23 protein-coding genes are annotated in these 26564 nt (G+C 35.8%); 13 read left to right on the plus strand and 10 right to left on the minus strand.

What is annotated here, in order from left to right:
* Positions 1 to 65: 65 nt before the first annotated feature.
* Together G551_RS0112730 and G551_RS0112735 are read right to left on the minus strand one after the other, a co-directional pair.
* Positions 66 to 950 (minus strand): NAD kinase, encoded by an 885-nt coding sequence (locus G551_RS0112730; RefSeq protein WP_027885915.1) that lies wholly within the window; start codon positions 948 to 950, stop codon positions 66 to 68.
* Between the two features lie 3 nt (positions 951 to 953).
* Positions 954 to 1613 carry a CBS domain-containing protein gene (locus G551_RS0112735; RefSeq protein WP_027885916.1) on the minus strand — a complete coding sequence of 220 codons (660 nt, stop codon included), beginning with the start codon at positions 1611 to 1613 and terminating at the stop codon, positions 954 to 956.
* An 83-nt stretch (positions 1614 to 1696) separates the two neighbouring features.
* Here G551_RS0112735 and G551_RS0112740 point away from each other — a divergent pair, with 83 nt between their 5' ends.
* From G551_RS0112740 to G551_RS0112780, 9 genes are all read left to right on the plus strand, one after another.
* On the plus strand, positions 1697 to 2410 hold the full coding sequence (locus tag G551_RS0112740) for a pyridoxine 5'-phosphate synthase (RefSeq protein ID WP_027885917.1): 714 nt from the start codon (positions 1697 to 1699) through the stop codon (positions 2408 to 2410).
* 8 nt (positions 2411 to 2418) lie between these two features.
* Positions 2419 to 3189: an alpha/beta fold hydrolase gene (locus G551_RS0112745; RefSeq protein WP_027885918.1), complete on the plus strand. Its 771-nt coding sequence runs from the start codon at positions 2419 to 2421 to the stop codon at positions 3187 to 3189.
* 106 nt (positions 3190 to 3295) lie between these two features.
* A complete protein-coding gene (locus G551_RS0112750) occupies positions 3296 to 4549 on the plus strand; it encodes an OmpP1/FadL family transporter (RefSeq protein ID WP_027885919.1) in 1254 nt (417 codons plus the stop codon).
* A gap of 16 nt (positions 4550 to 4565) precedes the next feature.
* Entirely contained in the window at positions 4566 to 6131 is a 1566-nt protein-coding gene (locus tag G551_RS0112755) for an SGNH/GDSL hydrolase family protein (protein WP_027885920.1), read from the plus strand.
* Between the two features lie 125 nt (positions 6132 to 6256).
* Positions 6257 to 6604 (plus strand): phage holin family protein, encoded by a 348-nt coding sequence (locus G551_RS0112760; RefSeq protein WP_027885921.1) that lies wholly within the window; start codon positions 6257 to 6259, stop codon positions 6602 to 6604.
* Between the two features lie 69 nt (positions 6605 to 6673).
* Positions 6674 to 7996 carry a trigger factor gene (tig, locus tag G551_RS0112765; RefSeq protein WP_027885922.1) on the plus strand — a complete coding sequence of 441 codons (1323 nt, stop codon included), beginning with the start codon at positions 6674 to 6676 and terminating at the stop codon, positions 7994 to 7996.
* 111 nt (positions 7997 to 8107) lie between these two features.
* Entirely contained in the window at positions 8108 to 8788 is a 681-nt protein-coding gene (gene clpP, locus G551_RS0112770) for an ATP-dependent Clp endopeptidase proteolytic subunit ClpP (protein ID WP_027885923.1), read from the plus strand.
* 3 nt (positions 8789 to 8791) lie between these two features.
* Complete coding sequence (gene clpX, locus G551_RS0112775; protein ID WP_027885924.1) at positions 8792 to 10024, plus strand: ATP-dependent Clp protease ATP-binding subunit ClpX; 1233 nt, start codon at positions 8792 to 8794, stop codon at positions 10022 to 10024.
* A gap of 44 nt (positions 10025 to 10068) precedes the next feature.
* Positions 10069 to 11928: a DUF4139 domain-containing protein gene (locus tag G551_RS0112780; RefSeq protein WP_027885925.1), complete on the plus strand. Its 1860-nt coding sequence runs from the start codon at positions 10069 to 10071 to the stop codon at positions 11926 to 11928.
* A 186-nt stretch (positions 11929 to 12114) separates the two neighbouring features.
* Here the strand turns inward: G551_RS0112780 and G551_RS0112785 are convergent, their stop codons facing one another.
* From G551_RS0112785 to miaB, 8 genes are all read right to left on the minus strand, one after another.
* Positions 12115 to 13761, minus strand: a complete 1647-nt coding sequence (locus G551_RS0112785) for an ABC1 kinase family protein (RefSeq protein ID WP_027885926.1) — start codon at positions 13759 to 13761, stop codon at positions 12115 to 12117.
* Between the two features lie 132 nt (positions 13762 to 13893).
* The gene (gene groL, locus G551_RS0112790; RefSeq protein WP_027885927.1) at positions 13894 to 15534 is read right to left on the minus strand and encodes a chaperonin GroEL; all 1641 of its coding nucleotides are present in this window, start codon (positions 15532 to 15534) and stop codon (positions 13894 to 13896) included.
* Positions 15535 to 15591: 57 nt separating this feature from the next.
* The gene (locus G551_RS0112795) at positions 15592 to 15867 is read right to left on the minus strand and encodes a co-chaperone GroES (protein ID WP_027885928.1); all 276 of its coding nucleotides are present in this window, start codon (positions 15865 to 15867) and stop codon (positions 15592 to 15594) included.
* Positions 15868 to 16014: 147 nt separating this feature from the next.
* Positions 16015 to 16362 (minus strand): preprotein translocase subunit SecG, encoded by a 348-nt coding sequence (gene secG, locus G551_RS0112800; RefSeq protein ID WP_027885929.1) that lies wholly within the window; start codon positions 16360 to 16362, stop codon positions 16015 to 16017.
* Between the two features lie 3 nt (positions 16363 to 16365).
* Entirely contained in the window at positions 16366 to 17193 is an 828-nt protein-coding gene (locus tag G551_RS0112805) for a hypothetical protein (protein WP_027885930.1), read from the minus strand.
* Positions 17194 to 17718, minus strand: a complete 525-nt coding sequence (locus G551_RS0112810; RefSeq protein ID WP_051191398.1) for an LptE family protein — start codon at positions 17716 to 17718, stop codon at positions 17194 to 17196.
* Position 17719: 1 nt separating this feature from the next.
* Entirely contained in the window at positions 17720 to 18997 is a 1278-nt protein-coding gene (locus G551_RS0112815; RefSeq protein WP_027885932.1) for a sigma-54 interaction domain-containing protein, read from the minus strand.
* A gap of 3 nt (positions 18998 to 19000) precedes the next feature.
* A complete protein-coding gene (gene miaB, locus G551_RS0112820; RefSeq protein ID WP_027885933.1) occupies positions 19001 to 20446 on the minus strand; it encodes a tRNA (N6-isopentenyl adenosine(37)-C2)-methylthiotransferase MiaB in 1446 nt (481 codons plus the stop codon).
* A 146-nt stretch (positions 20447 to 20592) separates the two neighbouring features.
* Between miaB and G551_RS0112825 the strand changes: the two genes are divergently transcribed.
* The 4 genes from G551_RS0112825 to G551_RS0112840 all read left to right on the plus strand — a co-directional run bounded on the left by G551_RS0112825 (position 20593) and on the right by G551_RS0112840 (position 26477).
* Complete coding sequence (locus G551_RS0112825) at positions 20593 to 21810, plus strand: LVIVD repeat-containing protein (RefSeq protein WP_027885934.1); 1218 nt, start codon at positions 20593 to 20595, stop codon at positions 21808 to 21810.
* 104 nt (positions 21811 to 21914) lie between these two features.
* Positions 21915 to 22697, plus strand: a complete 783-nt coding sequence (locus tag G551_RS0112830; RefSeq protein WP_027885935.1) for a hypothetical protein — start codon at positions 21915 to 21917, stop codon at positions 22695 to 22697.
* A 99-nt stretch (positions 22698 to 22796) separates the two neighbouring features.
* Entirely contained in the window at positions 22797 to 25316 is a 2520-nt protein-coding gene (gene topA / locus G551_RS0112835; RefSeq protein ID WP_027885936.1) for a type I DNA topoisomerase, read from the plus strand.
* Between the two features lie 6 nt (positions 25317 to 25322).
* Positions 25323 to 26477 (plus strand): formimidoylglutamase, encoded by a 1155-nt coding sequence (locus G551_RS0112840; RefSeq protein ID WP_027885937.1) that lies wholly within the window; start codon positions 25323 to 25325, stop codon positions 26475 to 26477.
* The last annotated feature ends 87 nt before the right edge of the window (positions 26478 to 26564 follow it).

The following is a 26564-nucleotide window of genomic DNA, read 5'->3' on the forward strand; positions in this document are numbered from 1 at the left end:
TCACTCACTTAATTATATAGCTGTGTATTTGGTATAAAAACACTTTTCAGTAAATTTTATTGTTTTTAGTTACGTTTATCTTCTCCCCAAAGAAGTTTTTGACGTAAGGTTTGAATAAAGCTATCTTCATTTAAAGAAACTAGCCCGATAGTGAACGGAGCTTTTTCGATATAAATAGTAGAGTTTTCTTCTAAAGTAGTTAATCTAGAATCTAAGGATACTAAATATTCTCCTGCTCGGCCTGAAACTTCTAATTTTATTTTTGTTTTGTTGGGGATCACTAAAGGTCTTGCGTTTAGGTTGTGTGGAGCGATAGGAGTTAAGGCTAAAGCATTGGTTTCTGGTGTAATTACCGGTCCGCCGCAGCTTAACGAGTATCCTGTAGATCCGGTGGGAGTGGTGATAATAAGTCCGTCTGCCCAGTAAGCAGTAAGATACTTATCGTCTAACCAAGTATTTATTGTAATCATAGATGTCGTGTTTTTTCTGCTCACGGTAATCTCATTGAGAGCAAAATTGACATCAGAAAGACTGTCGTTTTTTGGCGTTGTTGCAATGGTGAGTAATTCTCTTTCAGAAATGGTGTAGTTTTTCTGAAGAATAGAAGAGATCGTTTCAGAGATTTCTTCTTTTTGAATAGTTGCCAGAAAACCTAATCTACCGGTGTTTATTCCTACGATCGGGATGTCTAGATCTTTTACGTAATTCACGCTTTTTAAAATCGTACCATCACCACCAATACTAAAAAATAGATCGTAAGAATTATCGAGTTGGGTAAAAACTTCAAATTGATTGTATTCTTTTTTAATGACTTCATTTTCCCGAATAATTTCAAGAAAATTTTCTTCAATAAAAACCTCAATATTTTTTTTCTCTAGCGCATCAAGTAGTTGCTGAACGTATTTTTCAGAATTTTGATGGTAAAATTGTCCGTAGATGGCTACTTTCATAAGTTATATATTCAGGTATTTATCGAGGTAATCAGATCTTTCTTTCAAATTTTTTAAGAAAACATCTTCTTGGTGAGCGCTCAGTACTTTGTAATTGTATCGTCTAAAGGTTTGTATGGTTTCGTTTAAACCTAATAATCCAATTTTAATGGTAATTTCAGCCACATCGTTAGAGATCTTGCTTATAAAAGCACCAAGCACTTTACCTTCATTCGATTCGATGATCTGGCTTATTTCACTAAACGAGTAATCTTTCAGTCCTTTTTCAACCACAACAATAGCTCCGGGAGAATCCATAAAAGGAGTTTCGCTTAAAAAAGATAAAACATCGCCAATTTCGAGATAACCCAAATAAGCATTATCTTCTTCAGCTAAAACAGGCATTAAGTTGGTATTGTTTTTAGTGAAAGATTCTAAAACATCTAACCAGTTATCGGTTTCGCGAACAAAGAAAGTTTCTAACGAATATTCGTAATCATTCAACGCATTTTCATTTTCAAAACAACGTACATCATTTTCTGCAATACAACCCATATAAATCCCGTCTTTTTCTACAGGAATATGGCTGTAAGTAAGTTCGTTAAAAACACTTTTTAGTGCTTTTATTTTCTGATGAATAGGTTGAATAGATACATCATTGATAATATAATGTGAAATATTCATAGCATAGGTTTTTCTGCAAATTAAGGAAAATATAGTACAAGAAAGCTTTTCTACTTTGTATTTTTGTTTCTAAAAAGAGAATAATGACAAAATTAAGCGTAAACATAAATAAAATTGCCACTTTACGTAACTCTAGAGGAGGCGACGTGCCAAACGTTTTAAAAGCGGCGAAAGATATAGAAGGTTTTGGAGCAGAAGGGATTACTGTGCATCCAAGACCAGATGAGCGACATATTCGTTACCAAGATGTGAGAGATTTAGCGCCGGTGGTAACTACCGAATTTAATATTGAAGGTAACCCGATCAAGCAGTTTATCGATTTGGTGTTAGAAAATAAACCTACGCAAGTAACTTTAGTGCCTGATGCAGAAGATGCAATTACTTCTAATGCCGGTTGGGATGCCATCAAGCACAAAGATTTTTTAGTTGAAGTGATTAAAGAATTTAAACAAAACGGAATTAGAACTTCCATCTTTGTAGATCCTAATCCTAAAATGGTGGAAGCTGCTGTAAATACAGGAACAGATCGAGTGGAATTATATACGGAAGCTTTTGCTGAAAAATATGCACAAGGAAACGAAAACGGAATTTTACCTTACGTAGAATGTGCTAAAGTGGCGCAAGAAGTCGGTTTAGGGATAAATGCCGGTCACGATTTGTCGTTGAAAAATATCAAGTTCTTTAAAGATAATATTCCGGGGTTGTTAGAAGTTTCTATTGGGCACGCATTAATTGCAGAATCACTTTATGAAGGACTGGAAAGTGTGATCAATCAATATTTATCACTTTTAAAATAAGCTGAAAAATGGAATTATATTCAAATATAATAGGAGAAGGAAAGCCGTTTTTAATTCTACACGGTTTTCTAGGAATGGGTGATAATTGGAAAACTTTAGGAAAGCGTTTTTCTGAAAATGGTTACGAAGTTCATCTCATTGATCAGCGAAATCATGGTCGAAGTGCACATACTTCAGCATTTTCTTACGAACTTATGGCAGAAGATCTAAAAGAATATTGCGATCAACATAACCTTAAAGATATTGTGCTTTTAGGGCATTCGATGGGTGGTAAAACCGCAATGAAGTTTGCTTGCCAATATCCGGAGTTAATGGGGAAACTTATTGTTGCCGATATTGCTCCTAAATACTACGCACCACATCATCAAACCATTTTAGAAGGTTTAACAATGTTGAGCAATGCAGAATTAACCAGTCGTGGTGAAGCCGATGAAAAGTTAGAAGAATATATTAAGGAGTGGGGCGTTCGTCAATTTCTGTTGAAAAATTTGTACTGGAAAGAAAAAGGAAAACTGGCACTTCGAATGAATTTAGAAGCTCTCAAAGAGAATATCAATGAAATCGGTCAGGCGCTAACTTCAGAAGAAACTTTTAGTGGTTCAAGTTTATTTATAAATGGCGGAAATTCTAACTACATCAAAGCGGAAGATAAAAGCTTAATAAAAGAGCATTTTCCTAATTCAGTTGTGTTAACGATCAAAGGCGTAGGGCATTGGCTGCACGCAGAAAAACCAGATGAGTTTTACGAAGCTGTGATCGAATTCATTAATAAATCATAAAAAAATTACTGTGCTTGCATAATATTTCGTAATTTTAGTTGCATTAAATTATTATTCTATTAAATTTGGGTAACAAATTCTTAGAAAAATATAATCAACTTTAATTATGAAGAAACTTTCATTAGTAGCGATACTTCTGTTATTTGCCGTAACGAGTTATGCAGGAGGGTATCGAGTAAGTACTCAAGGTCAACGTGCTTTGGCTATGGGTCATTCGGGTGTTGCTGTGGTAAATAGTGCAGAGTTAGCATTTTTTAATCCCGCAGGTTTAGTTTACTTAGAGAATAAAATTAATATCTCTGCCGGGATGACGGGCGTGATCTCTAATGTAAAATGGCAAAATGAAATGACAGGTGGTTTTGCAGAAACCGAGAGTAGTTTAGGAACGCCGTTTTATTTATATGCTTCTTATAGCGTTTCAGAAAAATTAGCCTTAGGCTTAAGTGTTTATACACCTTACGGTAGTAGTGTAGAATGGCCAACAGATTGGGCAGGTTCTCATTTAATTAATAATATAGACTTACAGGCAGTTTATATTCAGCCTTTAATTTCTTACAAAATTACCGACAATTTAAGCGTTGGTGGTGGGCCAATTTTTGTAACCGGTTCTGTGAACTTCAATAGAAGTATAAATAGAACACTTACCGATGAACAAGGTAACCGTTCTAATGTTGAAGTAGATGCTAGCGGAGTAACTAATTTTGGTTGGTCTGCAAGTGCGATGTTCTCGCCAATAGATAGTTTACGAATAGGTGTGAATTATAGGTCTGAAATAATTTTAAAAGCAGAAGACGGTGAAGCAACATTTAATAATGTACCTAATTCACCATTAGCTCCAGTTTCAAATGGAAGGGTAGCATTTAATGCTGAATTACCGATGCCCGCCGAGTTAACTATCGGTGCATCATATGAGTTTGATAAGTGGTTATTTGCTTTTGATTATAACAGAACATTTTGGGGAGTTTACGAATCTTTAGATATCGATTTTGCTCCAGAAAATATTCCAGATTCTTTCAATCCTAGAAATTACAAAGATTCTTCAACTTATCGATTTGGAGTACAATATGCTGCCTTAGATAAATTAGATTTACGTTTAGGGTATTATTTCGATGAATCTCCAGTGCAGTCAGGTTATTTCGCTCCAGAGACTCCGCGTAACGATTCTCACGGATTTACAGGAGGATTCTCGTATCAGATTTCTTCAAAAGTTGCGATCGATGCTTCTTTTGCTTACTTAAGATTTGAGGAGGTAGACGAATCTTATGATCATTACCAAGAAAACGGTCAAGAGGTTTCTTTTGGTGGAACTTACAAGAGTAACGCCTTTTTGCCGGGGTTAGGAGTGACTGTAAAACTTTAATTAATTTAAGATGAAGATGAAAAATACAATAAAATATATGGCTCTTGTTGCACTAGGTTTAGTTGCATGTGAGCCGGAATTTGATAACTCTGTTGAAGAAAACGAAGGTTTTTATACGAATGGTGAAGCAGATTTTAGCAATTATGTAGCTTTAGGAAATTCGCTAACCGCAGGTTTTGCCGATAACGCATTATATATTCAAGGACAAGAAAATTCTTATCCTAATATTTTAGCTCAGCAGTTTTCTCACGTGGGTGGTGGTGAGTTTACACAACCATTAATGAATGATAATTTAGGCGGATTGCTGTTAGGTGGAACCGAAATTCAAGGTACTCGTTTAATTTTAGATGTTGGAGTAAGTGGCTCACCTTCACCAGTCAATATTCCTGGTGATCCAACTACAGAAATTACCAATACACTTTCGGGGCCTTTTAATAATATGGGGGTTCCTGGAGCAAAGAGTTTTCATTTAGTAGCTGAAGGATACGGGAATGCTGCCGGAGTTCCTTTAGGACAGGCAAATCCTTATTTTGTGCGTTTTCGCTCTTCAGAAAATACAACGATTTTAGAAGATGCTGTAGCACAAAACCCAACTTTCTTTTCACTTTGGATAGGGAATAATGATGTGTTGAGTTATGCGGTTTCTGGAGGAACCGGAGTTAATCAGACAGGAAACCTAGATCCATCAACATACGGAAGTAATGATATAACAGATCCTAATGTTTTTGCACAGGTTTTTTCAAGTCAGGTTAGTGCTTTAATGCAATCTGCTTCAGGCGGAGTGGTGTTGAATATACCTAATGTGACTGATACGGCCTTTTTCAATACAGTTCCAAATAATGCGCTAGTGCTCGATGCTTCTCAGGCTGCAAGTTTAACAGCTTATTTTAGTGCTGTTTCTCAAGTTTTTGCAGGTGTGCTAATGTCGCAAGGTGTTCCTCAGGAGCAGGCAGTTGCCTTAGCATCTCAATATGCAATTACATTTAACGAAGGACCTAACCGATTTATTATTGATGTTCCTGTAACTCAAACCAATCCGTTAGGGTTTAGACAAATGACAGAAGATGAACTTATTCAGTTACAGGTAGATCAAGAGGCTTTGCAAAATGGTTATGGTTCTGTAGTTATAACTCCTATGGTTGAACAGGTTTTAGCAATATTAATGCAAGGAGGAACGCCAAGTCCTGAAGAAGTGAACATTCTCTTTAGTGCGGTAAGTGGTTTAGATGATGGTGATGTTTTAGATAGTGCTGAAATTACAGAAATTGAAACTGCAACAACAGCGTTCAATGCAACTATCGAAAATGTAGCGCAAGCTAATGGTTTAGCCTATGTAGATGCAAATGCATTATTAAATCAAGTTGCAGATGGCGGAATTGTTTTTGATGGTGGTATGGTAACTGCAGAGTTTGCTACAGGGGGAGCTTTCTCTCTAGATGGAATTCATTTAACGCCTAGAGGTTATGCGATCGTAGCCAATAGAATTATTGAAGCAGTAAATAGTACTTACAATTCAACAGTGCCAATGGTAAATGTAGGAGATTACAATGGTGGTCCGGCTATTGGTAGTGGTGCACAATAAAGTTTAGTTTATAAGTTTGTTTTATAAAAGTCGAAGTTTTTGCTTCGGCTTTTTTTGTTTTAAAATTTCATTAAAACCAATCATTGTCAGCATCCAGTTTTTTAATTTTAGAAAAAGATTTTTTCATGAGAACATTATTAAAAATATTAATTACCGCTTTTATTGTTGTTGCTCTGGCCAATTTATTGCCCGGTGTAGGAATTAGAAGTTATTTCACCGGTATCTTAGTAGCTGCAGTTTTAGGATTAATGAATTTGATTGTGCGTCCTATTATTGTACTGTTTACATTGCCGGTCACCATTGTAACTTTAGGTTTATTTTTATTAGCGATCAATGCTTTTATAGTGTTAATGGTCGACGGATTGATTGGTGGTTTTTATGTAGATGGTTTTTGGTGGGCGCTATTTTTTAGTTTGTTACTTTCCTTTTTTCAAACCATTTTATTCTCTGTTTTTAAAGACAAGAAATCATAAACTTTAAAAACTTGGTTGGCAGATAAATAAATTGTAATTTTGCACACCAATTTTTTAGAAGAATAAAGAATGAACATCACAAGAGAAAATATTGACGAGCTTAATGCAGTAGTGAAGGTTGAAATCTCAAAAGAAGATTACAGCCCAAAAGTTGAAAAAATCTTAAAAGATTACCGTAAAAATGCTAACATTCCGGGCTTTAGAAAAGGTCACGTGCCAATGGGCTTAGTAAAAAAACAATACGGTCAAGCAGTACTTGTAGATGAAGTAAATAAGCTTCTTCAAGAAAACTTAAATAAATACTTAGCTGAAGAAAAACTTGACGTTTTAGGAAATCCGCTTCCTAAAGAGCAAGAAAACTTCGATTGGGATAAAGATGATTACGCTTTTGAATTTGAATTAGGTCTTTCTCCTAAGTTTGATGTCGATGTAAAAACAAAAGAAGCGATCACGCATTACCAAATCGTAGCCGATGATGAAATGATCGAAAATCAGATCAAAACCATTCAAAAGCAATACGGGAAGTTAGTTTCTAAAGAAGAAGTTGAAGAAGGAGATTTAGTTGCCGGAGTTTTCAAAAATGAAGAAGAAGGTATCGAGAACACCACCACACTTCCGTTAGAAAAAATAAAAGGTAAGCGTAACCTAAATAAATTTGTAGGTGCTAAAGTAGGTGATGTGATCACACTAAAAACTAAAAGTTTATTTGAAGACGATCACGATTTAATCGAGTTCTTAAAAGTAGAGCACGATCAAGCACACGACCTAGATATCGAAGTAACTTTTGAAATTACAGAAGTAAACAAACAAGAGCCTGCAGAATTAGATCAAGAGCTTTTCGATAAATTATTTGGAGAAGGGAATGTAACTTCTGTAACCGAATTAAAAGAGAAGATTAAAGAAGATGCAGAAAATCAATTCAAACAACAAAGCGATCAGCAGTTGTTGAATGATGTAACAGAAGCTTTAATTGAAAAAACAAACTTTGATCTTCCTGCAGAATTTCTTCAACGTTGGATTATGGTAAGCGGTGAAAAAGAGCTTACAGAAGAAGAAGCAAAAGAAGAATACGAAAAAAGTGAAAAAGGATTACGTTTTCAGTTAATTGAAGGAAAGTTAATTCAGGAGAATGAGCTTCAAGTTCAATTAGATGAAATTAAAGAAATGACCAAAGAGCGTATCAAAATGCAGATGGCGCAATTCGGGCAGATGGATCCTTCAGAAAAAGATTTAGAAGATATTACTGCAAGAGTACTTTCTAACCAAGATGAGGTGAAGAAATTATCTGAGCAAGTAATGAACCAGAAATTATTAGAATTCTATAAAGAGAACGCTAACTTAGAGCAAAAGGAATTGACTTACGAAAATTTTGTTAAGGAAGTTTATAAGTAGTCTTTTATAGAATTTATAGCTATCTTTAAGGCGTTAACCATTTTTGGAATAACGCCTTTTTTAGTCAATAAGAACACGAATTTTGTGTAAAAAATCAGAAAGGAATTTACTATGGATTTTGGAAAAGAATTTGAAAAATTTGCTGTAAAAGATCAAGGGATCAACAGTAACTATTATAATAAAATTGTAAGCAGCATGATGCCCGTTGGTATGACGCCAAATATTATTGAAGAGCGTCAAATGAATGCGGTAGCAATGGATGTTTTTTCTCGTTTAATGATGGACCGTATTATTTTTATGGGTACCGGGATCAACGACCAAATCGCAAATATCATTCAGGCGCAATTGCTGTTTTTAGAAAGTACAGATGCAAATAAAGATATTCAGATTTACGTAAACTCACCGGGAGGTAGTGTTTATGCAGGTTTAGGTATTTACGATACGATGCAGTTTATAAAGCCAGATGTAGCGACGATCTGTACAGGTATGGCAGCATCGATGGGAGCTGTGTTATTATGTGCGGGAGAAAAAGGGAAGCGTAGTGCTTTACCACATTCGCGAGTAATGATTCACCAACCTTTAGGTGGTGCGCAAGGTCAAGCCAGCGATATCGAAATTACAGCGCGTGAAATTATTACCTTAAAAGAAGAACTTTATAACATTATTGCTAAACATAGTGGGCAATCGTATGATAAAGTGTATGAAGATAGTGATCGTGATTACTGGATGAAAGCAGATAAAGCAAAAGCATACGGTATGATCGACGAAATTTTAGTTAGAGAGAAAGAATAATTTATGGCGAAAGAAGAATTAGAATGTTCCTTCTGCGGAAGAAAAAAACCGGAAACCAATTTACTAATTGCAGGGCTCGATGCGCACATTTGTGACCGTTGTATCGAGCAAGCACACGGTATTGTGGTTGAAGAATCGAAGCAAGAAGGCGCAAAAGAACTTACTTCAGAATTAATGCTTCGCAAGCCGAAGGCAATTCATAATTTTTTAGAAGATTATGTGATTGGTCAAGATTATACCAAAAAAGTACTTTCGGTAGCGGTGTATAACCATTACAAGCGTTTGTTGCAGCCGCAAGATGAAGACGATATTGAAATTCAGAAAAGTAATATCGTTATGGTTGGGCAAACCGGTACGGGTAAAACCTTAATGGCAAAAACAATTGCAAAGATGCTTAATGTGCCTTTAGCAATTGTAGATGCAACGGTTTTAACTGAAGCAGGTTATGTAGGAGAAGATGTAGAAAGTATTTTAACTCGTTTACTACAAGCGGCAGACTATAATTTAGAAAAAGCACAGCAAGGTATCGTTTTTATCGATGAGATCGATAAAATTGCCCGTAAAAGTGATAATCCTTCCATTACACGTGATGTTAGTGGTGAAGGTGTTCAGCAAGCTTTATTAAAGTTATTAGAAGGTACAACAGTAAATGTTCCGCCTAAGGGAGGAAGAAAGCATCCCGACCAAAAGTTTATTGAAGTTGATACTAGTAATATTTTATTTATTGCCGGTGGAGCTTTTGATGGTATTGAGCGAAATATTTCTAAGCGTTTAAATATTCAGGCTGTTGGTTATTCAGCTTCGAGAGGTGAAGATGAAATTGAAAAAGAAAACCTGCTGAAGTATATTATCCCAAAAGATTTAAAAGATTTTGGTTTAATTCCTGAAATTATTGGTCGTTTGCCGGTATTAACCTTTATGAATCCGTTAGATGCTGAAACGCTTCGTGCTATTTTAACCGAGCCTAAAAATGCTTTGGTAAAACAGTATAAAAAGCTTTTTGCGATGGATGATATCGAATTCGATATTACCGATGGCGCATTAGATTATATTGTTGAAAAAGCAATTGAATATAAACTTGGCGCAAGAGGTTTACGTTCACTTTGTGAAGCGATCTTAACCGATGCGATGTTCAATCTTCCGGAAAGTGGTGAAACAGAATTTAAGGTAACTAAAGCCTATGCTGAAAAAGCCTTACAGAAATCGACCATCAAGAAATTGAAAGCAGTTTCTTAAAAGAATAATTTTTATCATATTTTAGAGGAAGAAAAACACGAACCATGAACGTTAAATTCTTCCTCTTTTTATTTTTACCTTCCTTACTTTTTTCTGCAGAAATTAATCCGAAGCTTAAGCCCAAAAAAGTTACGGTTTTTCTTAGTGGAGCTCAAATTATTTCAGAAGCCTCTTTTAATTTACCTGCAGGAAGTTCTGAAGTTGTTTTTTCAGACCTCTCGCCAACAATTAATGAGAATAGTATACAAATAAGCGGAGTAGGCGAGGTTACTCTTTCTGCCGTAAAATATCGTATTACGTACTTGGGTGAAGATGATTCTTCTCCTGAAATCATTTCTTTAAAACAAAAATTAGCTTCTACAAAACGCTCGTTAACTTTACTTCAGAATAAAATTGAAGGTTTAAGAGAAGAGGAGTCAGTTCTACTTACCAATAAAAAAATTAATGCAGATAATGAAAGTGCGTCTTTAGATAAACTCAAACAATATGCTGGTTATTATCGTAACAGAATAAGTGATATAAAAACAGAAATATATGATACAACTTCACAGTTAGAAGAGTTAAGGTCTCAAACCACTAAAATTCAGCAAGAATTAAATCAATTAAAGAATAAGCAATCAGGTAGCCGTAGTGAAATTAAACTTCTAATCGATGCGCCGCGTTCGCAAAGTGTGAATTTAAATATAACCTATAACGTTTCGAATGCAGGTTGGTTTCCTACCTATGATATTAAAGCCGATAATACAGAAAGTCCTTTACATTTTTCATATAAAGCAAACGTTTTTCAAGAAACCGGTATAAATTGGGAAAATGTTGAATTAAAAATATCAACGGGAGATCCTGCTATTCCTACAGAACAGCCTACTGTAAATTCTCATTATTTAAATTTCATTAATTCTAGAAATATAAACAAGCCTTATTATCAAGCTAATCGCCCGTATAATCCTTCTGTTAGAAAAGTTTATGGGAAAATTATTGATAATCAAGGAATGCCATTGCCAGGGGTGAATGTTTCGGAAGAAGGAACTAATAATGCTACACAAACCGATTTTGATGGAAATTATAACCTTAGTTTAACTAGCGGAAGAAAATTAGTATATAGTTATGTAGGTTTTGAAACGGCACGAATTCCTATTTACGCCAATCAAATTAATCTACAATTACATAACGATAATTATAGTTTAAATGAAGTGGTAGTTACTGGTTATGCGGGAAAAATCTATGGAGCTAGAGCAGCTAGGGATCAAGTAAAAGAAGAGTCTATTCAAGCACCAAGTGTAGTTAAAGAAGAAAATATAATGTCAACAGAATTTGCTATAGAAAAACCTTATTCAATTCCTTCAAATTCAGAGAGCACTGTTGTAATTATTAAGAACTTTGAAATTCCTGCAGAATATCAATATTATACGGCACCGATTTTAAAAAGCGCTGTATACTTAACTGCAATAATGAAGGATTGGGAAAACTTTGACTTACTTCCCGGGGATGCAAATATATACTTTCAGGACGGTTTTGTAGGTAATACTTTTCTTCAAACTAATGGAGTTTATGATAATTTAAAATTGTCTTTAGGGGTAGATCCATCAATTTCGGTAGAAAGAAAACAGATAAACAATAAAAAAGATAAATCACTTTTTGGAGGAACTAGAATTGTAAATCGCAATTATGAGATCAAGTTGAAAAACAATAGAAATTCTACGGTAAAAATTTATTTAGAAGACCGTATACCAATTTCTCAAAATGATGAGATTAAGGTTGAAGAACAAGAATATGGTAAAGCTTCATATAATGAAAAAACCGGACTTTTATCTTGGGATTTTAGCTTACTAGCTAAAGAATCTAAAACGTTTATGTTTAGTTATGAGGTGAGATATCCCAAGAAAAGAGAGGTGAACTTGAATTAATCTAAGCCTTACAGAAATCAACCATCAAGAAATTAAAAGCAGTTTCTTAAGAAACAATATGCTCAAAATATATAAAAGCCTACTCATCTCGAGTAGGCTTTTTTTGTAAGTCTTTGTTAGTGCGAAATTTATTTTAATGAAAATCTTTTGTCACTTCGAGCGGAGTCGAGAAGTAATTTTTCAAAACTACCTATCCTTAAAAATAATATTGAACATTAAAATAATTCCGCCGAGAGCGGCTAATAAAAATAAAATGATCGCTAAACCGGGATAACCAAAAATCATAAAGCTGGTGGGCACTTGCATAAGCATAGCGGCGCCAATAATTAACGAAGCTAAAATTAAACCCAATGTAATTCTATTAGCCACTTTTTGAAGTCCTTGCGTAAGTTGCTTTTCATCTAAAACTTCTAAATTCAATTTAAGGTCGTTGTTCGCTAATAAACCGGAAACTTTATTGAGTCGGCTAGGCGCTTGTTCAATCAGTTTCTTTAAATCGATAAGTACGTGAAAGAAGTTTTCAGGCTTTAATTCTTCCCACATTTTCTTTTGCATCAGTTTTTTTAGATGATGTCGAATTGCAGGTTGTAATTCGTACTCAGGATCTAATTCAGCAATGATCTGGTCCATATTCATCAGTATTTTTCCGAGGATATTTATTTCCACAGGAATATGAATTCCGTTTTGTGCTGCCACCTGATTGATCTGAATAAGTAATCGTCCGGTTTTTAAGTCTTTGGCTTTACTGTTCTCACTTTCAAATAATAACCGATTTAATATATGTTTAAAATGTTCGAGATCGGCATCTTCATCTATTTCGCTAATTTCCTGCAAAAGTTCGGCTGTTTTATCGCCGTCGGTTTTACTTACCGCCATTAATAACTGTAAAATACTTTCTCGTAAATGAGCAGAAAAACGAGCCGTCATTCCTGCATCAAGCAATGCTAATGCGCAATCGTTGGTAAGATGAATGTTCCCGGGATGCGGATCTGCGTGTACAAAACCATCTTCTAAAATTTGCTGTAAATAAGCTTTGACTAACTCTTCAACCAACGGCGTGTAATTCTCTTCAATTTTTTTGAAAGGAGATATGGAAGTCACTTTAACCCCTTCAATATATTCCATCGTCAAAACTTTTTGTGTGGAATAATCAGCGATAGGTTTTGGTACTTTAATATTTTTGAAATGCTGAAGGTTTCTATGAAGTTTACTCAGGTTAGCGGCTTCTTTTTGGTAATCTAATTCTTGTAAAAGGATGTAACGAAGCTCTTCTAGAACATCGTTAAATGCGTATTGCTGTGCAGTTTTAGAATGTTTCACGGCAAAGGCAGCAATTTCTGTAAGCGTGTCCAGATCTTTTAAAAAATCTTCCTGAATATTTGGTCGCTGAATTTTAACCACCACTTTTTTACCTGAACGTAATTTGGCTAAATGTACTTGACCAATCGATGCGCTGGCGAGTGGTTTTTCTTCAAACTCGTCAAAAGCTTTAGAAATTCGGGTACCTAATTCTGCTTCAACAATCTCATGAATTTTTTCATAAGGTATGGTTGGAGCATCGTCTTGCAGACAAGCTAATTCATTTAAATAAGCTTCGGGTAACAAATCGGGACGTGTAGAAAGCAGCTGACCAAGTTTAATATATGTTGGTCCCATCTGCTTAAGATCTTCAGCTAATTCTTCCGGAGAATGATCGAAATCGTAACTTTCTTCGCTTTGAGTTTCTTCCATGGCTTGAGAGGAAGTGTATCTTAATAATTCACTGTTCCAATACTTCAGCATAAAACTGAAAAATTTTTGATAACGCTGAAGTTTGCTCGAAAGGTTTGTCATGAAGATCGTTGTTTATTTCTAAATGTAGCTATAATTACAGATTGAAGATGAAGCGTAAACTAATATTTAACAAAAGAAAAGCCCACTCAAACGAGCAGACTTTTTCTAATTTATTTAATGGAAAAAATGATCTTACATCATTCCCGGCATACCGCCACCCATTCCTTGTGGCATTCCTCCGCCACCGTTATCATCTTCCGGTAGGTCGATTAATGCACATTCTGTAGTTAGAATCATTCCAGAAACAGAAGCTGCATTTTCTAAAGCTACACGCGTTACTTTTTTAGGATCGATGATTCCTGCTTTAAGCATATCTACGTAAGCTTCGGTTTTTGCATCGTAACCAAATCCTTTCTTACCTTCAAGAACTTTATTGATCACTACAGAACCTTCTCCGCCTGCGTTTTCAACAATTGTTCTTAACGGAGCTTCGATCGCACGGTTCACGATTTGGATACCGGTTGCTTCGTCTGCATTTTCAGATTTTAATTTTGCTAAAGCTTCTTTTGCTCTCACTAAAGCAACACCACCACCGGCAACAATACCTTCTTCTACAGCAGCTCTCGTTGCGTGAAGTGCATCGTCTACACGGTCTTTCTTTTCTTTCATTTCAACTTCTGAAGCTGCACCAACATAAAGTACTGCAACACCACCAGAAAGCTTCGCTAAACGCTCTTGTAGCTTTTCTCTGTCGTAGTCTGAAGTCGTGCTTTCGATCTGAGCTTTAATTTGGTTAACTCTAGCTTTGATGTTTTCATCATCACCAGCACCATTAACAACGGTTGTGTTGTCTTTGTCGATACTTACTTTTTCAGCAGTACCTAATTGGTCGATGGTAGCACTTTCTAAAGTAAATCCTCTTTCTTCAGAAATTACAGTTCCACCGGTTAAGATGGCGATATCTTCTAACATTGCCTTTCTACGGTCACCAAAACCTGGAGCTTTAACCGCAGCAATTTTTAAAGAACCTCTTAATTTGTTTACTACTAATGTCGCTAAAGCTTCACCATCTACATCTTCTGCAACGATTAATAATGGTTTACCGCTTTGAGCAACCGGCTCAAGTACCGGCATTAAATCTTTCATCGTAGAGATTTTCTTATCGTAAATAAGAATGTAAGGATTCTCTAGATCGGTAGTCATTTTTTCGCTGTTGGTTACGAAATAAGGTGATAAGTAACCTCTGTCAAACTGCATACCTTCTACAACATCTACGTAAGTATCTGTTCCTTTAGCTTCTTCAACAGTAATTACACCTTCTTTACCAACTTTGTTAAAAGCTTGAGCGATTAACTCACCGATTACTTCATCGTTGTTTGCAGAAATAGAAGCTACTTGCTTGATTTGCTCAGAGCTGCTTCCTACTTCTTTGCTTTGCTTAGCTAACTCTTCAGTAATAGAAGCTACAGCTTTGTCGATACCTCTTTTAATATCCATTGGGTTTGCTCCTGCAGCAACGTTTTTAAGCCCTTCTTTTACGATAGCTTGTGCTAAAACTGTAGCAGTAGTTGTACCGTCACCGGCAAGATCGTTGGTTTTAGAAGCAACTTCTTTTACCATTTGCGCTCCCATGTTTTCTAAAGCATCTTCTAACTCGATTTCTTTAGCTACAGAAACACCATCTTTTGTGACTACCGGCGCACCGAAAGATTTACTAATAATTACGTTACGACCTTTTGGTCCTAAAGTAACTTTTACAGCATTTGCTAAAGCATCTACGCCGCGTTTAATTCCGTCTCTTGCTTCGAGATCAAATTTTATATCTTTTGCCATTTTTGTTGAATTTTAATTGATTAATTCGTTGAATTGAATGTTGTGGATTGAGATTAATTAAAGAATACCGAAAATCTCTGATTCTTTCATGATCAAGTAATCTTTACCTTCTAATTTTAATTCTGTACCAGAAAATTTACCGTAAAGAACTTGATCGCCTTCTTTCACTGTCATATCGTGGTCTTTAGTACCATTACCAACAGCTACAACTTTACCGTGTTGAGGTTTTTCTTTTGCAGAATCTGGAATATAGATTCCAGAAGCAGTTTTAGTTTCTGCAGCAACAGGTTCTACAACAACTCTGTCTGCTAAAGGTTTAAATTTTAATCCCATTTTATAAGTATTTTAAATTATTATAATGTTTATGGGTTTCGAATATTCGAAAATTATGCCAATGAAAATATGCTGCCAAATAGCAAAAAAAAAATGCCAACTTGTCATCGAACAGTTGGCATTTTTAATTATGTGAAAGAAGTTTACTTATTCAGCATCTTCTGTAGTCGTGGTTTCTGGTTGTACAGCCGGAGTTTCTTCAGCAGGAATTTCTGTTGCCGGTGCAGCGTTATCGCCACCAATAACTCTAGATTCTGATGGGCCGTTACCATCCATAATAGCAACGTTAGATAATAAGATAAGTACTAAAAGCACAGTTGCAAGCGTCCAAGTACTTTTATCTAAAAAGTCGGTTGTTTTTTGAGCGCCACCAATTTGAGCGCCACCACCGCCAAAAGAAGAAGATAATCCTCCGCCTTTAGGGTTTTGAACCATAATAACTACGATTAGCAAAAATGCTACGATAACGATTAGCGTTAAAAATATTGTAAACATTACTTATGAGTTTTTATTTTCTTGTATTTTCTCTATTTCCCGAATTTGGTCTGCAAATAAACCACTTTTTTCGGGATTTTTCAAAATTAATATTTTATATGCTTGTATAGCTTTGCTATAATTTTTCTGTTCTAGATAAACACGGGCTAAAGTTTCTGTCATTAATTGATTGCTAGGCCCTTTGTCTACTAGCTTTACTTCTTTTGACTTGTGTTCTTTAACCGGAGAGATCTTAGGATTATTAGCAATAAAATTATCGATCAATTCAAACTTTTTAGAAGAAACTTTAACCGGTTCTTTTTCTGTGGAAGTTGAATTTTCTCGTTCTATCTTCTTAGCGTTAGTCAATTTTAACCATTCTGCAAATGAGTGTGCCTCTTTTCTGCTGAATTCTAGAGGCTTGCCAATTTCTAAATTATTCTCTTCTTTAGTTGGTTGTTGGCTTTTACTTTCATCTTTAGAAACTTCAAATAAATTAGGATCGAGTACTTGATCGGCTTCTGCCATATTCATCGATAAAGCTTCATCGAAAGTTTCTAGACGCTTATTTTCTTCGTTTCTGTTTTTGATGATCGAAGAAATGCGATGCTGATTAAATTCTGCAGAGGTAATGTAATCGAATAAAATTCTGCGATCGGTAGTGTAAGCCGCTACTTTTCTTAATTCAGCATTATAAGAAAAATGATGATTTTGCTTTAAACCTTTTAAATGAATAGCTCTTGCTGCTTGAAAATAAGGGTGTTTTTCAACAACATCGGCAAGTTGATTGGTTTGCGATTGCGTGATCGCTTGCTCTTTGGCTGCTATGTCTAGAAATTCTTCAGCTTTCATTTACCAGTCGGTGAGCGATGCGTTAAAAATATCTTGCGTTAATCGTGTAAAAATTTCATCTAATGCGGTATCTAGCGTAGAGCCGGTTAATTGCTCGTTGGCACCGTAATCAAAATAGAAAGAAAAACGCTGTTCAAAATCTTTTTCAGGATCGGTGTTATTATAAAATCTAACGTTAACCGCTATCGTTAATCGGTTTTGTGCTGCAGTGTTTTGGCTGGTCGCCGTCATTGGAGCAACATAATATTGTACGATCTCTCCTTCGTAAATCAAATCGCCACCGGTATTTACCAAACTTAAACTTGTTTGATTCTGAATAAAATCTTGTAACTGATTGGTAAAGGTTCGATCGATTCCCGGTTCAACTAAATCGGCGTTATTTTGAAAAAAGTTAACCTGAAAAGTTTCTGCTTCACCAACACTCGCTCCAGAAAGTGAGTAAATACCACAACTGTTCAGTGTGAAGCAAACCAACGCTAATAATGCAAAAGCGAGCGGTCGATGTATTTTTAAAAATTTCAACATTTTATAAATCGTACTGTTTAATTTTTCTGTAAAGCGTTCGTTCGCTAATCCCTAATTCTTCGGCGGCTGCTTTACGTTTTCCGTTATGGCGTTCCAGCGATTTTTTGATCAATTCTATTTCTTTGTCTTGAAGAGAAAGTGTTTCTTCTTCTTCAATCTCTTCAGCAAAAGAATATTTGTCTTCGCTTACCGTTGGCGTTGGTTGGTGCTGAGTGCTTTCGTGCTTTTCCGGAATTTGAAGTACTTCCATCTGTTCTTCTAATTCTTCTTCATACTGTGCTTGCTCCTCATCGTTCCCGTAAATCTTTTGAATAAGACTTTCGTTATCGCTTCTTACTTGATCACTATCACCGTTACGCATTAATTCTAGCGTAAGTTTTTTAAGATCGTTTAAGTCACTTTTCATGTCAAAAAGTACTTTGTAAAGAATTTCACGCTCATTGCTGAAATCGCTTTCGCTTTTTTTCTGATTGACTACCGCCGGTAAATTATCGCCCACATTTGGTAAGTATGAACGTAAAGTTGCAGCATCGATCGAACGAGTTTGCTCAAGAACCGAAATTTGTTCAGCAATATTTCGCAATTGTCTAATATTACCGCTCCATCTGTATTTTTGAAGCACTTGCACCGCGTTATCGTCTAAACGAATAGAGGGCATTTTGTATTTTAAGGCAAAATCTGAAGCAAATTTTCTAAACAGTAAATGAATATCTTCATCACGTTCACGCAAAGGCGGAAGATGAATTTCTACCGTGCTTAAACGATAATATAGATCTTCTCTGAATTTTTCTTTTTTAATAGCTTCAAACATATTCACATTGGTGGCTGCCACGATGCGAACATTGGTTTTTTGCACTTTTGAAGAACCTACTTTTATAAACTCTCCATTTTCTAAGACACGTAATAAACGTACTTGTGTAGTGAGTGGCAATTCGCCCACTTCATCTAAAAAAATGGTTCCGCCATCGGCTTCTTCAAAATAACCACTTCGGGTTTGAGTAGCGCCGGTAAAAGCACCTTTTTCGTGCCCAAAAAGTTCACTGTCGATCGTTCCTTCAGGAATTGCTCCACAGTTCACCGCAATATATTTACCGTGTTTACGGTGCGATAACGAATGAATGATCTTTGGTACGCTTTCTTTACCAACACCACTTTCTCCGGTAACCAATACCGAAATATCGGTAGGCGCTACTTGTATGGCTTTTTCAATCGCTCGGTTAAGGCTTTTGTCGTTACCAATAATGCCAAAGCGTTGTTTTGTTGCTTGAACTGATTCCATGTGTTAGTTGTTATCTGAATAACCTACCGGTTCGCCAATGAGCGTTGCGGTTGTGCAGTCAAGAATTTTTACGTTCACAAAATCACCTACTTTATAATTTTCTTTTGGGAAAACTACCATGGTATTTTGCGTGTTTCTTCCGCTCCAATGTAAATCAGATTTTTTCGATTCTTTTTCAATTAAAACTTCTTCTACTTTGCCTAAGTGTTCTTGCGTACGGTAATGCGAATGTTTTTGCTGAAGATCGATCACTTCTTGTAAACGTCTTTTCTTTACTTTTTCCGGGATATCATCTTCAAATTTTCTTCCTGCCATCGTTCCGGGTCTTTCAGAATATGCAAACATAAATCCGAAATCATATTTTACATATTCCATTAGCGAAAGTGTGTCTTGGTGATCTTCTTCTGTTTCTGTAGGGAAACCGGTGATCATATCTTGAGAGATCGCACAATCTGGAATAATTTCTCTAATGTTATCGATCAATTCAAAATATTCTTCCCGCGTATGCAAACGATTCATTTTCTTTAAAATACGATCGCTACCACTTTGCACCGGTAAATGAATGTATTTACAGATGTTTTTATGTTTCGCCATCGCTTCGATCACATCTAGCGTCATATCTTGCGGGTTCGAAGTAGAAAAACGAATACGCATTTTAGGTTGTGCTTTTGCGACCATATCGAGTAAGCCTGCAAAACCTACTGCGGTTGCCTTTTGCATTTCGGTAGCGTTCTTGAAATCTTTTTTGAGTCCACCGCCGTACCATAAATAGCTATCTACGTTTTGGCCTAAAAGTGTAATTTCTTTGAAACCTCTTTCCGCTAGATCGTTCACTTCTTCTAAAATACTTTGTGGGTCACGACTACGTTCTCTACCACGCGTAAATGGTACTACGCAAAACGTACACATATTATCACAACCTCTGGTAATCGATACAAAAGCTGAAACTCCGTTACTTTGTAAACGCACGGGAGAAACATCGCCATAAGTTTCTTCTTTCGAGAGAATCACATTTACTGCGTTTCTTCCTTCTTCAACTTCATCAATTAAATTTGGGAGATCTTTATATGCATCTGGACCCACAACTAGATCGACGATCTTTTCTTCTTCAAGAAACTTTTCTTTTAGACGTTCTGCCATACAACCTAAAACGCCCACTTTCATTTTTGGATTTTTACGTTTTACGGCATTATATTTTTCTAGACGTTTTCTAACGGTTTGTTCTGCTTTTTCACGAATCGAACAAGTGTTCACCAAAACCAAATCTGCATCTTCTAATTGGTTAGTGGTATTAAAACCTTCTTTGGCTAAAATGGAAGCAACGATTTCACTATCGCTAAAATTCATTTGGCAACCATAACTTTCGATAAAAAGTTTGCGGTCATTCTCTTTCTTGGGTTCCATAACCAAGGTGCTTCCTTGTTTTGTTTCGTCAATTACCTTCTCCATAAATCAAGGTTCTTAATTAAAAGTTGAAGCGCAAAGATACAGTTAAATGCAAATTCTGACAAACTGACAGCCTTAAGTTTTTTATTTTTTATTACGCAACCTTTTTGCGTTACCGGTATCTTTAAATTGTAACTAATCAATAACTTATGAAAAAATTATTATTACTTTTTATCTTGGCTTCTGTGGTTTGGAGTTGTGAAGAAGTTAACGATTCCGAAATCGAAAGAGTGCAAGTAGCTGTTCCGCAGACTATGTCTTTAGCAGAGTTTAGAACTTCAGCAAGTGTAGAAAATGCCCAGCCTATTCAAGAATCGGGTAAAATTTATGCTTACCACGATCTTATCTTTATTAACGATCAATTAGAAGGGGTACACGTGTTAGATAATAGTGATCCTTCAAACCCTATTCAGAAAAACTTTTTGAAAATTCCGCAGAATACAGACGTTGCTATCAAAGACGATAAGTTATATGCGAACAGCGGTCCAGATCTAGTGATTTTCGATTTAAGTGATGTGACGAATATCGAATATGAGACGCGTGTAGAAAATGTTTTTAATTACTATTATCCAACATTGCCAGAAGGTGTGAGTTATTTAGATGAAAGTGATTATGATTATGAAACCGAAATAATTATTGGTTATGAAGTAAGAACAGCATACCGAGAAATTCAAAATGATATTGCATTTTTTGATGGAGCTGAAGCTAGTGGCGGAACGGGAACCGGCGGCTCGATGGCAAGATTTAAAATTGTGAACGACTATTTATATACGGTGACCGAAAGTGAAATACATATTTTTGATATTCAAACCTCGGAAAGCCCGATCGCGGTAAATTCTGAATATGTTGGTTGGCAAATTGAAACTATTTTTAATCAAGACGATTACTTGTATTTAGGAAGCTCTAGCGGAATGTACATTTATAGTATCGAAAACCCTGCTGCGCCGAGTTACGTTTCCCGAATCGATCATGTTATGGGTTGCGATCCTGTTGTGGTTCAAGGAGATTGGGCTTATGTAACCATTCGTGGTGGTAATGATTGTGGTCAAAATTTGAGTCAGCTAGAAGTGATCGATATTTCAAATAAAAATATGCCGGAGCGTGTCGCGGTTTACGAAATGGCAGAACCTTATGGTTTAGGGATTAAAGATGATCATCTTTTTGTGTGTGATGGGAGTGAAGGATTAAAAGTTTTCGACGCCTCTGCAACACCGGAAATTTCGCTTATCGATCATTTTGATAATATAGAAACCTACGATGTTATTCCGTTAGAAAATGTATTATTAATGGTAGGAGGCGATATGCTTTATCAATACCAGTATACTTTAGAAGGAATTGTTTTGTTAAGTTCGTTTAGTTTAAATTAAGTTGAAAAAAATTGCGATGAAGAAAAAGCTCTCTGTTTAGAGGGCTTTTTTGTTTTAGATTAGAAAATATTCTTTCTTTGGAAATCTTTAACCGATAGATTTTTATGAAATTACATTTATTAGAGGAGAAAATTGAAAAAGTACCACCCTTAGATTTCGGGAATATTTTAGATGAATCTTTTGAGCTCTTCAAGAAAGTTTGGGTGCAAGGCTTGGTGGTGAATTTACTTACTGTGGTGTTCACTATTCCTTGTATGTTTATTTTTTATGTACCGATGCTGTTTTTAGGTTTATCAAATCCGGAGGCATTTGCAGATGATGGAGCGCCACCTGTTTTATTACTATTCGTGATGATTCTTGCCTATGTGATTATTTTCTTTTTAATATTTGTGTTGAATACACTTATGCGTGCCGGGTTTTACAGGATTTGTAAACAGCAAGATTTGGGTATTTCTACTTCAGATAATTATTTCTACTACTTCAAAAAAGAATATTTAAGTAAAGTGTTTTTGGTAGCGTTAATGTCTGTGGGAATTGCTTTTGCAGCAGCCTTATTGTGTATGTTGCCTTTATTTTATGTATTGGTGCCGCTTAATTTAATTCCGCTGTGTTTTGCTTTCAATCCAGACTTATCGGCTAAAGATTTACTTAAAGCGAGTTTTAAATTAGGTACAAAAAAATGGTTACTCATTTTTGGGGTAACAATTGTTGCCGGTTTTGCCGCTCAGGTTGTGGGGATGTTTTTATGTTTTGTAGGGATCTTTGTAACCGCCTCTTTTTCGCTTATTCCGCAATATATGGTGTATAAAAATACGATTGGTTTTGATGAAGCTGAAGAAGAAAAACCACAAGAAAACGATCCTAATCGTGGCTTGTTTTTAAAGTAACATTTAATAGGTCGAAGCGGAAGAATTTTAGAATTTTCAGCAGAAAAAAATTGAAATAAAAAAAATCAACTACTTTTGCAATCAACAAATTATTGATCTATGGCGAAGAATTTAGTGATCGTAGAGTCACCAGCGAAGGCAAAAACAATAGAAAAATTTCTAGGAAAAGACTATAAAGTAGAGTCGAGTTTTGGGCATATTGCCGACTTGCCTACCAAAGAGTTAGGTGTCGATGTAGACGGGAATTTTAAGCCAAAATATGTTGTTAGTAAAGACAAGAAAGATGTTGTTCGAAAATTAAAAAATCTAGCTAAAAAATCTGAAATGGTTTGGCTCGCAAGTGATGAGGATCGCGAGGGAGAGGCTATTGCTTGGCACTTAGCAGAAGAGTTAGATTTAAAAGAAGATAAAACAAAACGTATTGTTTTTCACGAGATCACTAAAAACGCCATTTTAAAAGCGATCAAGAATCCACGCGGAATTAATTATAACTTGGTAAATGCACAGCAAGCCAGACGAGTTTTAGACCGTTTGGTAGGTTACGAGCTTTCGCCGATATTATGGAGAAAAGTAAAAGGCGGGCTGTCAGCCGGACGTGTACAATCGGTTTCTGTTCGATTAATTGTAGAGCGTGAACGTGAAATTCAAGATTTTGAAACCAAAGCCAGCTATCGTGTAGATGCTGAATTTTCTACTGAAGAAGGGAAATCGTTCAAAGCAAAACTTCCGAAGAATTTTGATACCAAAGAAGAAGCAGAAGAGTTTCTTCAGCAAAACATAAGCGCCAATTTTAAAGTAGCCGATTTAACTAAAAAACCGGCAAAGAAAACTCCGGCGCCACCATTTACCACGTCAACACTTCAGCAGGAAGCGGCAAGAAAATTATATTTCTCGGTAAGTAAAACCATGAATATGGCGCAACGCTTGTATGAAGCAGGTCATATTACTTATATGAGAACCGATAGTGTGAATTTATCTGATGAAGCAAAGCAAGGCGCGGCGCACGAGATCAATCATGCTTATGGTGAAAAATATTTAAAAGCCAGAAATTATAAAGGTAAATCGAAAGGAGCGCAAGAAGCTCACGAAGCGATTAGACCTACACATTTTGAAAATCATACGGTAAATGCAGAACGCGACCAACAGCGTTTGTATGAATTAATTTGGAAACGTGCCATTGCTTCACAAATGAGTGACGCGCAACTAGAGCGTACCAATGTTAAAATTGAAGCCGATAAACACGATAAGCAGTTTACAGCGAACGGTGAGATTTTAAAATTCGATGGTTTCTTAAAAGTTTACTTAGAAGGAACCGATGATGAAGAAGAAGAGCAGGCAGGTTTATTACCGGCGATGAAGGTGAGCGATTCACTTCAGAATAAATACATCACCGCAACCGAGCGTTTTACCAGACCGCCTTCTAGATATACGGAAGCCTCTTTGGTGAAAAAGTTAGAAGAATTAGGTATTGGTCGACCATCGACTTATGCGCCAACGATTTCAACTATTCAGAATAGAAAATATATTGAAAAAGGTTCGGTAGATGGTAAAGAGCGTGAATACGCAAAATTCACTTTAAAGAATAATAAAGTTTCAGAGAAAACTTTAACCGAAATGGTAGGTTCAGACAAAGGAAAGCTGATCCCGACCGATGTAGGAATGGTGGTGAACGATTTCTTGGTTCAGCACTTTAAAAATATCTTAGATTACAACTTTACGGCAAAAGTAGAGCAGGATTTTGATGATATTGCGGAAGGAAACGAGAAGTGGACCGAGATGATGAATGAGTTTTACAACGAATTTCATCCTACTGTAAAAGATGTGGCAGAAAATGCCGAGCGTGAAGTTGGGGAACGTGTGTTGGGTAAAGATCCTAAAACAGGAAAGCCGGTAAGTGCGCGTTTAGGTAAATTTGGTCCGATGGTGCAAATTGGTTCGGTAGAAGATGATGAGAAACCGCAGTTTGCAAGTTTAGGTCCAGACCAAACCTTAGGTTCGATCACTTTTGAAGAAGCTTTAGATTTGTTTCAACTTCCAAAGGAATTAGGAGAATATAAAGGAGAAAAAGTTGAGGTGAACAATGGGCGTTACGGTCCTTATGTGAAGTTCGGGAAAAAATATGTCTCTTTAGAAAAAGGAGAAGATCCGTTAGATGTTTCTTTTGATCGTGCGATGGAGTTGATCAAAGAAAAAGAGAAAGCAGATGCTCCAATTTATAATTATGAAGATAAAGACGTGCAAAAAGGAGTCGGGAGATTTGGTCCTTATTTAAAGTGGAACGGCATCTTTATTAATGTAAATAAGAAATACGATTTCGATAATCTTTCTGAAGATGATATTATTGAATTAATTGAAGATAAGAAGAAGAAAGAAAGAGAAAAATTAATTCATCATTGGGAAGATGAAGGGATTAAAGTTGAAAAAGCCCGTTGGGGAAGAAGTAAAATTACCAAAGGAAGAACCAAAATAGAGTTGCCAAAAACCGTTGATGCGACCAAGCTTACACTTGATGAAGTGAAAGAGATGATCGAGAAAAAAGCACCAAAGAAGAAAGCGACTAAGAAAAAGACGGCAACTAAGAAGAAAACAACAGCCAAAAAGAAAACGACTAAAAAGTAATTGTTAATGAGTTTTGAATTTCTTCACCCTATTTCAGAAGATATTTTAGCAGAAGTAGAAGGTTTACATAAATCTACTTTAGGAAAGCAATTAAGTTTTCATACCGTAAATGAATTCCCAGATTTATCAAAAACAAAAATAGCGATTATCGGTGTTGTAGAAAGTAGAAGGAGTGTTCGTGAAAACGATGTTCCTTTCAACTTTAACCATATTCGAAAAGAGTTTTATAAACTTTATGCTGGAAATTGGAATGAACCTATTGCCGATTTAGGTGATATTTATGCCGGTGACTCTGTAGATGATACCTATTTTCTGTTGAAGCAAGTCACTGAAGATTTATTAAATAGAAGTATTATTCCGATTATCTTAGGCGGAAGTCAAGATCTTGCTTATGCGCAATATCGCGCTTACGATGATTACGGTCAGATGGTGAATTTAGTCAACGTCGATGCGCAGTTTGATTTAGGCGATACGGAACAAGATTTATGTAATAAGTCTTATGTAGGTAAAATGGTGGTGAACGAGCCTTACAATTTGTTTAATTATGCAAATATTGGTTACCAGACCTATTTTAATGCGCAAGAAGAAATCAACTTAATAGATAAGCTGTTTTTTGAAGCCTATCGATTAGGTGAAATTTCTTCAGACATCACATTGGCAGAACCGGTTATGCGTGATGCTAATTTTGTAACCCTAGACGTAACTTCGGTGGCGATGACGAACGTGAATCCGTCGATGCCTAATGGTTTTAACGGAAAAGAAATATGTGCTTTATCAAGATATGCTGGGATAAGCGATAAAGTAAGTTCTTTAGGTATTTATGAAATACAAGATTTGGATTTAACCAAAAATAGTGCTATGTTGGTGTCCCAAATTTTATGGTATTTTATCGAAGGAGTAAATTTTAGAAAAAAAGAATACAATAATTCCTTTTTAAAAGAGTTTACTAAATTTACCGTTCCTCTGGAAAATGAGCATTTAGTCTTTTATAGAAGCGAACTTTCCGGAAGATGGTGGGTGGAGATACCAAATTCAAAAAAAATTAACAATAAATTAAATAAACAATCGTTATTGTCTTGTAGTCATCAGGATTACTTAGATGCTTGCAATCAGGTAATTCCGGAGCGATGGTTCAAGGCATATAGAAAAAACGAAATTTAAATTTGTGATTTTTTTAAATCTATTTATTAAATAAATTTCTTAAAAAATTGTTTTTTAGGAAATAAATAAATAGGTTTACGCCCTTAA

Origin of the sequence: Mesonia mobilis DSM 19841 (assembly GCF_000423405.1) — a bacterium.
Lineage (GTDB): Bacteria > Bacteroidota > Bacteroidia > Flavobacteriales > Flavobacteriaceae > Mesonia > Mesonia mobilis.

Excerpts from the sequence above, each read along its gene's own strand:
- G551_RS0112730 (WP_027885915.1), bottom strand. The coding sequence starts at position 950 with ATGAAAGTAGCCATCTACGGACAATTTTACCATCAAAATTCTGAAAAA.
- G551_RS0112735 (WP_027885916.1), bottom strand. The coding sequence starts at position 1,613 with ATGAATATTTCACATTATATTATCAATGATGTATCTATTCAACCTATT.
- G551_RS0112740 (WP_027885917.1), top strand. The coding sequence starts at position 1,697 with ATGACAAAATTAAGCGTAAACATAAATAAAATTGCCACTTTACGTAAC.
- G551_RS0112745 (WP_027885918.1), top strand. The coding sequence starts at position 2,419 with ATGGAATTATATTCAAATATAATAGGAGAAGGAAAGCCGTTTTTAATT.
- G551_RS0112750 (WP_027885919.1), top strand. The coding sequence starts at position 3,296 with ATGAAGAAACTTTCATTAGTAGCGATACTTCTGTTATTTGCCGTAACG.
- G551_RS0112755 (WP_027885920.1), top strand. The coding sequence starts at position 4,566 with ATGAAAAATACAATAAAATATATGGCTCTTGTTGCACTAGGTTTAGTT.
- G551_RS0112760 (WP_027885921.1), top strand. The coding sequence starts at position 6,257 with ATGAGAACATTATTAAAAATATTAATTACCGCTTTTATTGTTGTTGCT.
- tig (WP_027885922.1), top strand. The coding sequence starts at position 6,674 with ATGAACATCACAAGAGAAAATATTGACGAGCTTAATGCAGTAGTGAAG.
- clpP (WP_027885923.1), top strand. The coding sequence starts at position 8,108 with ATGGATTTTGGAAAAGAATTTGAAAAATTTGCTGTAAAAGATCAAGGG.
- clpX (WP_027885924.1), top strand. The coding sequence starts at position 8,792 with ATGGCGAAAGAAGAATTAGAATGTTCCTTCTGCGGAAGAAAAAAACCG.
- G551_RS0112780 (WP_027885925.1), top strand. The coding sequence starts at position 10,069 with ATGAACGTTAAATTCTTCCTCTTTTTATTTTTACCTTCCTTACTTTTT.
- G551_RS0112785 (WP_027885926.1), bottom strand. The coding sequence starts at position 13,761 with ATGACAAACCTTTCGAGCAAACTTCAGCGTTATCAAAAATTTTTCAGT.
- groL (WP_027885927.1), bottom strand. The coding sequence starts at position 15,534 with ATGGCAAAAGATATAAAATTTGATCTCGAAGCAAGAGACGGAATTAAA.
- G551_RS0112795 (WP_027885928.1), bottom strand. The coding sequence starts at position 15,867 with ATGGGATTAAAATTTAAACCTTTAGCAGACAGAGTTGTTGTAGAACCT.
- secG (WP_027885929.1), bottom strand. The coding sequence starts at position 16,362 with ATGTTTACAATATTTTTAACGCTAATCGTTATCGTAGCATTTTTGCTA.
- G551_RS0112805 (WP_027885930.1), bottom strand. The coding sequence starts at position 17,193 with ATGAAAGCTGAAGAATTTCTAGACATAGCAGCCAAAGAGCAAGCGATC.
- G551_RS0112810 (WP_051191398.1), bottom strand. The coding sequence starts at position 17,718 with ATGTTGAAATTTTTAAAAATACATCGACCGCTCGCTTTTGCATTATTA.
- G551_RS0112815 (WP_027885932.1), bottom strand. The coding sequence starts at position 18,997 with ATGGAATCAGTTCAAGCAACAAAACAACGCTTTGGCATTATTGGTAAC.
- miaB (WP_027885933.1), bottom strand. The coding sequence starts at position 20,446 with ATGGAGAAGGTAATTGACGAAACAAAACAAGGAAGCACCTTGGTTATG.
- G551_RS0112825 (WP_027885934.1), top strand. The coding sequence starts at position 20,593 with ATGAAAAAATTATTATTACTTTTTATCTTGGCTTCTGTGGTTTGGAGT.
- G551_RS0112830 (WP_027885935.1), top strand. The coding sequence starts at position 21,915 with ATGAAATTACATTTATTAGAGGAGAAAATTGAAAAAGTACCACCCTTA.
- topA (WP_027885936.1), top strand. The coding sequence starts at position 22,797 with ATGGCGAAGAATTTAGTGATCGTAGAGTCACCAGCGAAGGCAAAAACA.
- G551_RS0112840 (WP_027885937.1), top strand. The coding sequence starts at position 25,323 with ATGAGTTTTGAATTTCTTCACCCTATTTCAGAAGATATTTTAGCAGAA.